Origin of the sequence: Stenotrophomonas maltophilia group sp. RY12688 (assembly GCF_052149045.1) — a bacterium.
Lineage (GTDB): Bacteria > Pseudomonadota > Gammaproteobacteria > Xanthomonadales > Xanthomonadaceae > Stenotrophomonas > Stenotrophomonas sepilia.
Map to the genome: position 1 here is coordinate 4,281,155 of NZ_CP197389.1, position 13,350 is coordinate 4,294,504.

The 13,350-nt window shown below is 69.3% G+C and carries 9 protein-coding genes; 6 read left to right on the plus strand and 3 right to left on the minus strand.

Annotated features, from left to right (window positions below; genetic code table 11):
* Positions 1–110 precede the first annotated feature (110 nt).
* From recD to recC, 3 genes are read right to left on the minus strand one after another with little or no spacing between them, the layout of a single operon-like run.
* A complete protein-coding gene (recD, locus tag ACS0OT_RS19780) occupies positions 111–1,991 on the minus strand; it encodes an exodeoxyribonuclease V subunit alpha (protein ID WP_442255953.1) in 1,881 nt (626 codons plus the stop codon).
* Positions 1,988–5,668, minus strand: coding sequence for an exodeoxyribonuclease V subunit beta (gene recB, locus ACS0OT_RS19785; RefSeq protein WP_442255954.1), 3,681 nt, complete (start codon positions 5,666–5,668; stop codon positions 1,988–1,990). The genes recD and recB overlap by 4 nt, the downstream gene beginning before the upstream one ends.
* A complete protein-coding gene (recC, locus tag ACS0OT_RS19790; protein ID WP_111126906.1) occupies positions 5,665–9,012 on the minus strand; it encodes an exodeoxyribonuclease V subunit gamma in 3,348 nt (1,115 codons plus the stop codon). Before recC ends, recB begins: the two co-directional genes overlap by 4 nt.
* 189 nt (positions 9,013–9,201) lie before the next feature.
* On the opposite strand from recC, the gene ACS0OT_RS19795 reads away from it, so the two are divergent.
* From ACS0OT_RS19795 to ACS0OT_RS19820, 6 genes are read left to right on the plus strand one after another with little or no spacing between them, the layout of a single operon-like run.
* Positions 9,202–9,990 carry an ABC transporter ATP-binding protein gene (locus ACS0OT_RS19795; RefSeq protein WP_065179062.1) on the plus strand — a complete coding sequence of 263 codons (789 nt, stop codon included), beginning with the start codon at positions 9,202–9,204 and terminating at the stop codon, positions 9,988–9,990.
* On the plus strand, positions 9,990–10,739 hold the full coding sequence (locus tag ACS0OT_RS19800) for an MlaE family lipid ABC transporter permease subunit (protein ID WP_005414955.1): 750 nt from the start codon (positions 9,990–9,992) through the stop codon (positions 10,737–10,739). The genes ACS0OT_RS19795 and ACS0OT_RS19800 overlap by 1 nt, the downstream gene beginning before the upstream one ends.
* Before the next feature lie 59 nt (positions 10,740–10,798).
* Positions 10,799–11,323: an outer membrane lipid asymmetry maintenance protein MlaD gene (gene mlaD / locus ACS0OT_RS19805; RefSeq protein WP_065186607.1), complete on the plus strand. Its 525-nt coding sequence runs from the start codon at positions 10,799–10,801 to the stop codon at positions 11,321–11,323.
* Positions 11,320–11,982, plus strand: a complete 663-nt coding sequence (locus tag ACS0OT_RS19810; protein WP_053496740.1) for an MlaC/ttg2D family ABC transporter substrate-binding protein — start codon at positions 11,320–11,322, stop codon at positions 11,980–11,982. The genes mlaD and ACS0OT_RS19810 overlap by 4 nt, the downstream gene beginning before the upstream one ends.
* Positions 11,972–12,283, plus strand: coding sequence for an STAS domain-containing protein (locus ACS0OT_RS19815; RefSeq protein ID WP_005421254.1), 312 nt, complete (start codon positions 11,972–11,974; stop codon positions 12,281–12,283). Before ACS0OT_RS19810 ends, ACS0OT_RS19815 begins: the two co-directional genes overlap by 11 nt.
* Before the next feature lies 1 nt (position 12,284).
* Entirely contained in the window at positions 12,285–13,298 is a 1,014-nt protein-coding gene (locus tag ACS0OT_RS19820) for an MlaA family lipoprotein (RefSeq protein ID WP_065179035.1), read from the plus strand.
* Positions 13,299–13,350 lie beyond the last annotated feature (52 nt).

A 13,350-nucleotide genomic window follows, 5' to 3' on the forward strand; every position in this document is an offset into this window, starting at 1 on the left:
ATGACCACCAGGACGATCGAAGCGCGCTTTTGTAGAGTCGAGCCACGCTCGGCTTCGTGGCCCATCAGCCGAGCATGGCCCGGCTCTACAGGCAGCGCATCACGCCCGCGTCAGAACAACGTGCCCTGCACCGTGGGCTGTTCGATGGGCGCCGGTTGTTCGGCCACATCTTCGGCACCCAACCGCCAGGCCAGGCCGCCCAAGCGGCTGGCGTGCCGCTTCAGTGCGGCCTGCAGCACGTCGGCGCTGCCGGCCACATGCAGTACCTGGCGGGCGCGGGTCAGGCCGGTGTAGACCAGCTCGCGTGACAGCACGCGGCTGTCCTGGCGTGGCAGCTGCAGCCACACTTCATCGAACTCCGAGCCCTGTGCCTTGTGCACGGTCATCGCAAAGGCGCTTTCGTGCGCGGGCAGTGCTGCGGGGTGGAAGGCGCGCGGCTGGTCGACGCTGTCGCCGGGGAACCAGGCCACCATCGCGCCGCTGTCGTCGCGCAGGCAGATACCGATGTCGCCGTTGAACAGGCGGTGCCGGTAGCTGTTCTCGGTGACCAGCAGAAGGCGGCCCTGGAAGTAGCCCGGGGTGTTGCCCGCCAGCAACTGCTCGATACGACTGTTGAGGCCACGCGCGCCCTGCGGGCCTTCGCGCAGCGCGGTCAGCACGCGCAGGCGACCGGCCTGCTGCAGGGCACGTACCGGATCCGCGGCCTCGGCCAGTGCACGCCAGTGGCCCAGCAGGTGCTCACGCTGGCCACGCAGCGGGTCCGCCTCACCTTCGTGGAAGTGCACGCCAGCCAATCCACCACCGCGCAGCAGCTGCAATGCAGTGCGGCTGTCACCTTCACGCACGGCATGCGCCAGCGGTGCCAGGTCCAGCGCATCACTCTGCCGGTAGCCGCGTTGCAGCTGCACGCGACGGCCGGCGAAGGCGCGTGGTGCGGCCTGCGGCTGCAAGGTGGCCGGTGCCAGCAGGCCATGCAGCGCCAGCGCATCGTCGGCGCGGGTGCCGATGCCATCGCCGCTGGCGCGCAGGATCGCGCTGAGCACATCACCGGCTTCGACCGACGGCAACTGATCGGGGTCGCCGAGCAGGATCAGGCGGGTGCCGCTGGCAACTGCATCGACCAGCTTGGCCATCATCGGCAGATCGATCATCGACGCTTCGTCGACCACCACCACGTCCACCGCCAGCGGATTGTCGGTGTGGTGGCGGAAGCGTGGTGAGTCGGGAATCACGCCGAGCAGTCGATGCAGGGTGGTGCCGCTGCTGGGCAGTGCCGCGCACAGCGTCGGATCCAGTCCCTGTTCCTGCAGGCGTTGCACGGCCATGCGCAGGCTCTCGGCCATCCGCTCGGCGGCGCGACCGGTGGGCGCGGCCAGCGCCACCTCGGGCAGCGGCTGGCCGGCGTGCCGGGCCTGCGCGGCCAGCAGCAGCAAGAGGCGTGCGATGGTCGTGGTCTTGCCTGTGCCGGGGCCGCCGGTGACCAGCGCCAGCGGATGGCGCAGCGTCACGCCGGCTGCGCGTGCCTGGTGATCTTCGCCGTGCGATGCGTGCGGGAACAGCTGCGCGAACAATGGCGCCAACGCTGCCATGTCCGGCGCCGGCAGCGGATGCCGGCCGATGCGCTGCAGACCGGTGGCCAACTGGCGCTCGTACTCGCGGTAGCGGCGCAGGTACAGCAGCCCGTTCTCCAGCACCAAGGGGGCATCCCCGGCGATGGCGTCAGCCTGCTCCGGCGTCGCCACCCAGGGCGATGCGCGCAGCTGCGCCAGCCAGGCCTGCGCGGCGGGCCACTCGGGCACGCCTTCCAGCAACCGCTGCGGTTGTGCCGGATCGAACGCGGCGTGGCCCTGGGACACCGCCAGCGAAGCCAGCGCCGCCGCCAGTGCCACACTGTCGGGCGTGTCGTCGCGCAGCCGCTGCAGGCTGGTCGCCAATGCGTGGTCGAGGGTACGCAGCAGGCCCTTCTGATGAAGTTCCTTCAGCAGGCTCATGCGCTGGCTCCACGGGCACGCGCGGCGAGCTGGGCCTGGGCCTGCTCGCCGCCGGCGAACAGCGCGTCGAGTGCATCCACCAGCGCGAACGGGAAACGATCCACGTGCACGCCGTTGCCCGTGCCATCCAGGCCGCGGCAGAACAGGTAACGGATGCCGCCCATGTCGCGCTCGTAGTCGTAGGCGGCGCCCAAGCGGAAGCGCAGCCAGCGATGCAGGGCCACGGTGTAGATCAGCGCCTGCAGATCGTATTCGCTGTGGCGCATGGCAATGGCCAGCAGGTCCGGGCTGTAGCCGGGCAGGCGGTTGGACTTGTAGTCGAGCACGTACCACCGGCCATCACGCACGTAGGTCAGGTCGATCATGCCGGTCATCAGCCCCTCCAGGCGGCGGCGCTGGCCGAAGCCGCGGCGGCCACTGGAAACACCATGCGCATGCAGCACCTGCAGCAGCGCCGGCACGGTGGTCGCCTCGATGGCGAAATGGAAGTCGATTTCGGCGCGGCGCTCGCCTTCACCGAGGCTGTGCAGCGCACCGCCTTCGGGCAGCGGTACGGTCAGCGTGTGGCCCACCAGCGGCACCAGCACCGCCACGCCATCGTCCAGATCGACGTCGGCATAGCCCTCATCGTGCAGCGCCTTGCGCAGCACCTCGGCCTGGCCCTCGGGAGCTTCCCGGCCTGGTTGCCAGTCAGCCCATGCGGCGAAGTCGACGTTTTCCATTGCCTCGTGCAGCACGTTGCCGAAGCGGCTGCCCATGAAACGCGGGTCGAGCGGCGCGCTGTCCTCGGCCTCCGCGGCGGCTTCCGGCAGTGCCGGTTCCAGCGGCAGCTCCGGGCCGGTGGGTTCGTCGGCTGCCGGCGCCGGCAGCGCGGTGGCAGCGGCTTCGATGTCACTGCCCGCGCCGGCATCGGCGTGGGCCAGCTGGGTGAAGCTGTACACCCACCAGTCGTGCGGAACGCGCCGGGTCAGTGCACGCACCGCCGGAAGATCCCCTTCCACTTCGGCCGCCAGCTGCGGCAGCGCAGCCGGTACCTCACTGTCATCGATGCGCACATCGGCATGCGCGCGCAGCGCCTGCAGGTCACCCAGCAGCGGTGCCAGCCGCGTCCTGCCGAGCCCGGCCAGATCACCCACGGCGATCCACAGCGCGTGCTCGGCGCGGGTCAGGCCGACATACAGCAGGCGGGCATCCTCGGCACGCTGCTCGCGCTCGCGCTGCGCAGTGGCCGCTTCCCAGGCCTCGTCCTTGCCCAGCTTCCAGTGCAGCTGGCGCTGGCCGCCCACATGCACCGTGCAGTGCGAGGCGGTGTTGGGCGCACCGCCGTCGATGCCCACGAAGGGCAGGAACACCAGCGGGTACTCCAGGCCCTTGCTCTTGTGCAGGGTGATGATCTGCACGCGGCGCGCATCCGATTCCAGGCGCAGCAGCTGCTGCTCGTCATCCTGGTCGGCGCTGGCCATCTGGCCCTGCAGCCAGTCCAGCAGGCCGTGCATGCCCAGCGCCTGCGCCGAGGCTTCCTGCAGCAGTTCGCCCAGCTGCAGGTAGTTGGTCAGGCGGCGCTCGCCATCGATCAGCGCCAGCAGGCGCTCGCCCTGCGCGGCGCAGACGTCGGCGATCACCGCGAACGGGCCGCCGCGCTGCCAGCGCTCGCGCCAATGCAGCAGCTGCGCCTGGAACCCGCGTTGCAGGTCGCCCTCGTGCTCCATCGCCGCGATCGCACTGGCGCGCTGGCCGAGCAGCACTGTGGCCAGCGCTGCGCGCAGGCGACCTTCGTCAGCCGGCTGCAGCAGCGCCAGCAGCAGTGCACGCAGATCACGCGCTTCGCTGGTGGCGAACAGGCTCTGCTTGCCCGCTGCCACGGCAGGAATGCCGACCGCGGCCAGCGCGCGCTGCACCAGCGTGGCCTCGCGATGCGAACGCACCAGCACCGCGATGTCACCCGGCTGTACCGGGCGCCCGCGCAGCACCGCATTGCCGGCGCGCGCCTCGACCAGGATCTGGTGGATCGCCGCCACACAGGCCTGGGCGGCTGCTTCGCGCGAGGCATCGGCACTCATCGCCTTGTCACCGCCACTGCGCAGCACGCGCAGGGTGAGTGCCGGGGCGGCATGGCCGTCGCGCTGGTAGTCCGCATCGCTGCGCACGCCACCGGGCCGCACCGGCTCGAACTGGATGCCACGCTCGAGGAAGGCGTCTTCGCCACCGTTGTCGTACAGCGCCTGCAGCGCGCGCAGCACGGCCGGTCGCGAGCGGAAGTTCTGGTCAAGCACCGGCGCCTGTTGCGCTACCCGCTTGGCCTTCAGGTAAGTGTGGATATCACCGCCGCGGAAACCGTAGATCGCCTGCTTGGGATCGCCGATCAGGAACAGCGCCGGTGCCAGGCCGAGCTCGCGCACTTCCGGTGAATCGCCGAACACGGTGTGGAAAATGCCCCACTGACGATCGTCGGTATCCTGGAACTCATCGACCAGCGCGATGCGGTACTGCGCGCGCAGCTGCTTGACCAATGCCAGCCGCTGCGGACCTTCCAGGGCCAGTGCGACGCCATCGATCAGATCGTCGTAGGTCTGCACCCGACGGGTGCGCTTCAGCGCCTGCAGGCGCTGTCTGGCTTCAGCGCGAAGCACGTGCAGGAAGTTCAACGCGGTGGCACGGAGCCAGGCATCGCGTTCGGCCAGAAGCGCGACATAGCGGGCCAACGGCGCCTGCAATGGCGACGATGGCGTGCGCTCGGCGAATTTCTTGTTGGTCTTGGCTGCCAGCGCCTCCGGCAGCAGTGCCGGCAGGCGCTCGCTGGTCAGCAGCTCGCGCGGGTCGGCGCGCTCGGCCCAGCCCAGCAGTTGCCGGCCCAGCGGGTGCAGCCAGCCCAGCTTGTACGACACGCCGTTGATCCATTTGTTGTCGACCGCATCGCAGAGGTCGATGAAGAACTGCTCGCCATGCTCGCGCACGCTTGCGGACAGCTCTTCGGCAACACTCTGCAGGGCGGCCTGCGGATCGGGCAGCGCCACCGCCTGTGGCAACGGGTGCAGCGGCGGCGCGGCCAGCAGCGCGCGCAGATCGGCGGCCAGTGCGTCCGGGGTGGACCACAGCCAGGTCAGCGGTTCCAGCGTGGCCGGGTCATTGGCATATACCCGCCACAGGTCGGCCGCGAGCGCTTCCAGCAACTCACGGTCGCTGGCCAGCAGCTCCGGCGGATCAAAGGTGTGGCCGCTCTCCAGCGCATGCTCGCGCAGCACGCGGGTGCAGAAGCCATGGATGGTGAAGATGGACGCAAGGTCGATCTCATCGGCGGCGACCTGCAGGCGGCGCTTCAGTGCGGCGGCGCGCTCGGTACCTCCCTGCAGATGGCGCTGCAGCACCTCGCGGGTCAGCCGCACGTCCGGTGCTTCGCCTTCGACCGGTTCCAGATCGACCAGTCGCGCCGCCAGCGCCAGGCGCTCGCGGATGCGCTTGCGCAGTTCCTGGGTAGCCGCATCGGTGAAGGTCACCGCCAGGATCTGGCCGATGCGCAGGCCCTGCTCTACCACCAGGCGGGTAAACAGCGTGGCCAGGGTGAAGGTCTTGCCGGTACCGGCGCTGGCTTCGATCAGGCGGATGCCATCCAGCGGCAGGGCCAGATAGGGATCGACCGCCATGCACTGGGCTCGCTCATCGATGAAGGCGGGGCTCATGCGCTGCCCTCCTGGCGCGTTTCGGCGCCGAGGGTGCGGCCTTCGCGCACCGCGCTGAAGACCACCTGGCTGTTGCGCAGCAGGTCGGCATAACTGGCATCGGAGGCGAACGGGTCGGCCCCCCGCAGCAGCAGCTGCCAGGCGTCGCTGCTGGATTCACCCCAGCTGCGGTCGCTGCCGTGCCACTGCTTCCAGCCCTCGCTGCGCTGTTTCTCTGCCGGCGCGTTGTACAGCGCCCAGCCCGTATACGGGGCAAAGCGCAGCGGCTCACGCAGGCCGCGCTGGCGCAACTGCAGCAGCGCGCGCAGCGCCGCGCGTGCAGCAGGCGCGCTCAGTGCCGGCAGTACATGCGGGCCAGGACCGGCGTCGCCGCCATCGTGGAACTGCACAAGGGGCAGTGCGTCGCCGGCGGCGTTGGCCAGCAGCCAGTCCAGGCCCTGGCGGATCACTGCATTGCCATTGAGCGTGCCGGCGCGCAGCCGCACCAGGCCTTCGGGATGCCGATCGGCCACGCGGCCGTGCAGGCGCACGCCATCGATGTCCACTTCGTAGCGACGGCTTTCCAATGGCTCGCCCTGCATCCAGCCCAGCAGCGCACTGGCATACGGACGCGTCTTCAGCTGCTCCACCTCGAACTGGCGCTGGCCCAATGGACCGGACGGCAACAGGCCACGCGCGCGCAGCCGCGGGTACAACGGCTCGGTATCACCGCTGAGCGTGGCGCGCACCACCGCCGCCTGCACGCTGCGCTTTTCCGGGCCGCGCGATGACAGCACCAGCGGTTCCAGGTCATCAACTTCCCCGGCATCGTCGGCCAGGCGCAGACCCAGCGACTGTGCGAGGAACTGCCCGGCCGGGTCGCACAGGAAGCGGCGCAGGGTGTCGAGCGCGAGCTCGTCTTCCACGGCATCGTCGGGCGGCGGCGGCAGCGGGGCATCGAACCACGGCTGCAGGCCACCACGCTGGCCGGTGAGGCGGCCGGCAGCGGGATGCCATTGCCGCCGATAGCTGAAGCGGCGTGGATCACCCTCTCCGAACGCCGCCGGTGAGAACGGCTGCAGTGCATGGCGCACGGTAAAGTCGCGGACCGCCGCAGGCGGATCGAGGTGATACGCGGCGGCGGCATCGATCAGTTCACTGACCAGCACCGACGGCTCACGCACGCTGCCATCGCGTGGATCGGCGCCGAGGTAGCTGAGGTAGAACACCTCCTGCGCGGCGGCGAACAGCTGCAGGAACAGGAAGCGGTCGTCTTCGCGGGTGGAGCGATCGCCCGGGCGGCGGCGTGGCGTGTCCAGCTCGGCGGTGAGCTGGTTGAGGCCCGCGGCCGGGTCACGGCGCGGGAAATCGCCGTCATTGAGACCGAGCACGCAGATCACCCGGAACGGCAGCAGGCGCATCGGCACCATGCGGCCGAAACTGATGCCACCGGTCAGCAGCGGCGCGCGCGTATCGGCCTCGCCCAGTACGCCGGCGAAGTGCGAACGCACCACCTCAGGCGGCACGCCATCTTCGAAACCGGCCTTGGCGGCATCGTCGGCGAACTGATTCAGCAGCTTGCGCAGGCGCTCGAGGGCACGCTGGCTGTTGGGCGAGCTGGGCGCGGTCGGCAGCAGCGCGTCCAGCAGCGACAGCAGCCGTTGCCGCCACTGCGCCGGGGTCAGCAGCTCGCCGAGGCGACGCTGGTAGACCGCCAGCACGCGCAGCAGCCGCAGCAGCCGGTCCAGTGCTTCCAGCGCGCCGCCTTCCAGTTCGATCCACGGCGCCACGCCGGCCAGGTCCGCCTCGCTGCCGGTGGCGTGACCGAGCACCAGGCGGTCCAGTGCGAACTGCCAGGTGTAGGCGTCGTCGGCCGGCGCCTGGTGCTGGTTGCGGTGCTTCGCATCCAGGCCCCAGCGTGCGCCGGCCTGCTGCAGCCAGCCGTGCAGGCGATCGAAGTCCACCGCCTCCAGTCCGGCCGCTTCGGCCAGCGGCGCGCTGGCCAGCAGGTCCAGCACTTCGTTCAGGCCGAAACGCGAGACCGGCAGGCCCAGCAGGTGCACGAACACATCGGCCAGCGGCTCTCCTGCCAGTGGGCTGCTGTCGGCCAGCGCGTAGGGAATGTGCTCCTCCTCGCCGCCGCGGCCGCCGAACACTGCCTCCAGGTACGGCACATAGGGATCGATGTCCGGCGCCAGCACCGCGATCTCGCGCGCCTGCAGCGGCGGGTCGAAGCGAGGGTCCTGCAGCAGGCTGCGCAGCTGGTCGTGCAGCACCTGAAGCTCGCGCAGCCGGGTGTGGCAGGCATGCACCTGCAGGCTGGGGTCGTCGCTGCGCAGCCCATCGCGCAGCTCGCCCGAGGGCAACGCGCGGCGATGGAAAAGATCGCGCTGCAGGCGATGCAGCAGGCTGTCGGACAGGCCGCCTTCGTCAAGGGTCGGCCGGGTGTCTTCTTCCGGATCCGAATACGCGGCAATCTCGCCGGCCGGGTGCACCACCTCGTAGCTGCCCAGCACCGCCATGAAGTCGCGGCCGGCCGCACCCCAGGCCTCCAGCAGGCGGTTCTCACCGGCCGCTTCACCGAAGGGATCGGGCGCGCCGCTGCGCAGGCGCTCGGCCAGCGTCTGCAGGTCACCCCAGTACGACTGCACCGGAGTGGGCATATAGAAGTGCAGCTCGCCCACCCGCGCCTGGGTGGCCATCACCCGCAGCACGTCGGGCGAGATGTTGAGCGTCGCGAACGCGGACATCCGCGGTGGCAGGCCCTGCGGCAGCGGCTGGCCGGCACCCTCGAAGCGATCCAGGTACGCCTGGATGCGGCGCGCGCGGTAGTCGCGGCCATGGGCGATGGTGCGCCAGAGGATCGCCTGCGGGTCGGCCGGGTCGGCGCCGGCCTCCCAGCGCAGCAACCAGTCGCGGCGCCAGGCCTGGTACTTCTCGAACACCGACGCCAGTTCACCGGCCAGTGCCCACGGCTTCAGGGCGTCGCCGCCGGCAAGATAGGACTGCAGCGCGCGCATCGGTGGCTGCGCCAGCAGCGCCGGGTCGCGCAGTGCCTGGTACAGCTTCCAGTGCAGGCCCGCCGCGTCCAGGTCGTCGCGTTCGCCCGGCACATTGGCATTGAGTGCACGGGCAACGAACTCGCCCGGGGTCAGGAACTCGAGGTTGGCGGCCACGCCATACTCGGCAGCGAGTGTCGCTTGCAGCCAACGCCGCATCGCCACCTGCGGGATCAGCACCACCTCCGGCGCGAGCAACGGCTGGCCCGGAACCGGCACACGCACGTTGCGTGCCAGCAGCGCAGCCAGCACGTCCAGGGAGTTGGAATGGTAGAGGCGGAAATCGCTGCCCGGGTCACTCATCATGCACAGTGTGCAGCACGGCAGGCAGTATTCAATGGCCAGCCCATCGCCGGTACGGATTGTTCCGCGCTGCCGGCCGATTGTCCCGGCCTGGCAAGGGTCATGCCGTGCCACAATACTGGACCGTCCAGTCTGCTTATGTTCAGCCGATGGGCCCGATCCTTCGATGTCTAAAAAACGTTAATGGTGCCCATGTCGGCTTCCGCCTCCAGTCTGGTGCAGTTATCCAACGTCCGCATCGACCGGAGCGGGCGCACGATCCTGCGTGACGTGTCGCTGCAGGTGCCCAAGGGCAGCATCACGGCCGTGCTGGGCCCGTCGGGCAGTGGCAAGTCGACCCTGCTGGCGGCACTGACCGGCGAACTGCGTCCGGTCGCCGGCGAGGTCACCCTGTTCGGCAGGCCGGTTCCGCATGACAGCGGCGCGCTGCTGGAGATGCGCAAGAGCGTGGGTGTGCTGCTGCAGGGCAACGGCCTGCTGACCGATCTGACCGTCGCCGAAAACGTCGCGCTGCCACTGCGCACGCATACCCGCCTGCCGACCGCCGTGCTGCGCCGCCTGGTGGAAATGAAGCTGCATGCCGTGGGCCTGCTGGCCGCTGCCGATGCCTGGCCGCGCGAACTGTCCGGCGGCATGGCGCGCCGCGTCGCGCTGGCCCGCGCGCTGGCACTGGATCCGCCACTGATGATCTACGACGAGCCGCTGACCGGGTTGGACCCGATCGCCTCCGGCGTGATCATGAGCCTGATCCAGCGCCTCAACCACAGCCTGGGCCTGACCAGCATCATTGTCAGCCACCACGTGCACGAGACCCTGCCGATCTGCGACCAGGTGATCGCCATCGCCAATGGCGGCATCGTGTTCCAGGGCACGCCCGAGGCGCTGCAGTCCAGTCAGGACCCGCTGCTTCGGCAGTTCCTGCACGGCCAGCCCGATGGCCCCATTCCGTTCGATGCCGCGCCGCGCGCGAGGGTCGCCTGATGCCGTTCGTCCAAGCCACCCGCTCGCTGGGTCGCGCCGGCCTGTTCTCGCTGACTGTGCTGCGTGGTTCGCTGCCGACCCGTGATTTCCTGGCCGAGCTGACCCGCGAGATCTACAAGATCGGCGCACGCTCGCTGCCGATCATCGCCGTCGGTGGTGCCTTCGTCGGCCTGGTGCTGACCCTGCAGGGCTACCGCACGCTGACCACCTTCGGTGCGGCCGACGCGCTGTCGACCCTGCTCGGCCTGTCGCTGTACCGGGAACTGGCGCCGGTGCTGACCGCGCTGTTGTTCATCGGCCGCGCCGGCAGCTCGATCGCCGCCGAACTGGGCCTGATGCGCGCCACCGACCAGATCAAGGCACTGGAGCTGATGGCGATCGACCCGGTGGCCAAGGCCGTCGCGCCGCGCTTCTGGGCGGCGGTGCTGACCGTGCCGCTGCTGACCGGCATCTTCTGCTCGCTGGCGATCAGCGCCAGCTACTTCGAAGCGGTGCATGTGCTGGGCCTGGACAATGGCGTGTTCTGGTCGGCACTGCGCAACAGCGTCGATTTCTGGGACGACTTCGGCGTGGCGATGCTGAAGTCGGCGATCTTCGGCGGCACCGCAGCGCTGGTCGCCGCCTATGTTGGTTTCCACGCCGAGCCGACCATCGAGGGCACCTCGGTGGCGACCACCCGTGCGGTGGTCAATGCCTCGCTGCTGGTGCTGATGTTCAACTTCGTGCTGTCGGCAATGTTGTTCACCTAACCCCTCCACCGGCGGTGCGCATGCGCGCGCGGCCACCACGACTCGATCAGGTAATCCACATGGCCATCCGCGGTCCCAGACTCGAATTCTCTGTCGGCGCATTCCTGCTGCTGGCCCTGGCCTCGCTGATGGTGCTGGCCGTGGCCTCGACCAACCAGCGCTGGAGCTGGGGCAGCCAGGGCTACGAGCTGAAGGCGCGCTTCTCCCAGGTCGGCCAGCTGCGCAAGCAGGCGCCGGTGAAGATCGGCGGCGTCACCGTCGGCCAGGTCGCCTCCATCGACCTGGATCCGGTGAAGTTCGAATCCATCGTGACCCTGCGCATGGACAGCAAGGTCAAGGACCTGCCGGCGGACACCTCGGCGGGCATCTTCACCAGTGGTTTGCTCGGCGAGAGCTATATCGGTCTGCAGCCGGGCGGTGACCCGGACGTGCTGAAGGCCGGTGACGAGATCGTCTTCACCCAACCGGCGGTGGACCTGATCCAGCTGGTCGGCAAGTACATGTTCAGTGGCGGCGCCGGTGGTGGCCCTGCCCAGAAGCCCAACGATGGCGCGCAGGCGCCTGCAACGGAACCGCAACCATGAAAATGAAACTGATTCCCGCCCTGCTCGCCTCGGCGCTGCTGATGGCCACCCCGTTCCTTGCCCAGGCCCAGGCGGCCGCCCCCGCCGCTGCCGCAGCGCAGGGCCAGGCCGGCAAGGTGGTGATCGATGCCAGCACGCGCATTCTCACCACGCTGCAGCAGCGCCGCAGCGAGTTCAGCAGCAACCCGGCCAGCCTGCGCAGCTACATCGACAGCGAACTGAACCGCACCTTTGACCGCGACTATGCGGCACGCCTGGTGCTGGGCCCGCACGCCCGCGGCGCCTCCGACGGCGACATCAAGCTGTTCGCCGATGCGATGGCCGACAGCCTGATGCAGCGCTACGGTTCGACCCTGCTCAACATCCAGGGCAAGCCGAGCTTCCGCCTGAAGGGTGAAAGCCCGCTGCCGGGCAACCGTGGCGTGCGCGTCAGCACCGAACTGGTGCGCGCCGGCAACGAACCGACCCCGGTCGAGTACTGGATGCGCAACGTGAACGGCCAGTGGAAGATCTTCGACGTCAACATCGAAGGCATTTCCTACGTGCAGACCTTCCGCAACCAGTTCGATACGCCCTTGCGCCAGAAGGGCATCAAGCAGGTGGCCAGCGAGCTGCACAGCGGCAGCCTGCAGGCCGGGCCGGCGGGCAATGGCAAGTAACGCACTGGCGCTGCTGGAAGGCGACACCCTGCGCCTGCGCGGGGTGCTCGACCGTGCCGCGGTGATTGCACTGTGGCCGCAACTGCAGGCCCTGCCAGCCCAGCTGGCGCGGCTGGAGCTGGGCGAGGTCGAGCGCGTGGACAGCGCCGGCCTGGCCCTGCTGGCCGAACTGGCCGCCCGGGCACGCAAGGCGGGCCATGCGCTGGCCATTTCCGGCGCGCCGGCCGGCTTCAACGAGCTGAGCGCAGCCTACCGGCTGTCGCCCGACCTGGACTTCAACGCTACTTCTGCTGCGAGCTGACATGAACGTCGTACGCACTTTCCCCCTGATCCTCCTGGCCACCGCCCTGACCGCCTGTGCCGGCAAGCCCGCGCGCAGCGACGCACCGGTCGCCAGCACCGTGGTCGCGCCCGGCCCTGCTGCCGAAGCGACGGCCGCAACGGCCGATACCGGGGTGGTCGGTACTGCTCCGGTCGCTCCCGTGGCCAACCCGGCAACGCCTGCCGCTGCGGTGCCGACAACTGCGCCGCAGGGCGCAGAGGCCAGCCCACCGAAGACCGCAGCATCCACCGCCGCCAGCGACGATGATTTCGACGCCCTGTATGGTGGCACCGGCAACACCGGCAGTGCCGCGGCCTACGATCCGTGGGAACCGTTCAACCGCAAGGTCCACAAGTTCAACAATGCGGTCGACCGCGGTGTGGCCCGCCCGCTGGCCACCGCCTATACCCACGTGGTGCCGCGTTTCGCGCGTACCGGCGTCAGCAACTTCTTCAGCAACCTGCGTGCGCCGGTGACCATCACCAACCAGCTGCTGCAGGGCCGCGGTGCCGATGCGTGGGACAGCCTCGGCCGCTTCCTGATGAACAGCACGCTGGGCATCGGTGGCCTGTTCGATCCGGCCAGCAAGGCGATGGTGCCGCGTCGCAATGAAGATTTCGGCCAGACCCTGGGAGCCTGGGGCTGGCGTCGTTCGCGCTACGTGGAACTGCCGTTCTTCGGCCCGCGTACCGTGCGCGACGTGTTCGGCCTGGCCGGTGACATCCCGTTGTCGCCGATCCGCCGCATCGAGGAAGACAAGGTCCGCATTGGCCTGCAGGGCCTGCAGCTGGTCGACACCCGCGCACAGCTGCTGGCGATCGATGATCTGCGCGACACCGCCGTGGACGAGTACTCGCTGGTGCGCGATGCGTGGATGCAGCGCCGCAACTACCAGATCGAGAACGACCTGCGCAGCAAGCGCGACCGCGGCCATGATGATGCCAATTCGCCGATCCCGGTCGATGCCATGCCGATGCCGAACTGGAGCAACTGATCGCTGCAGCCCGTGCATGAAAAAACCCCGCCTCGGCGGGGTTTTTCTTTTC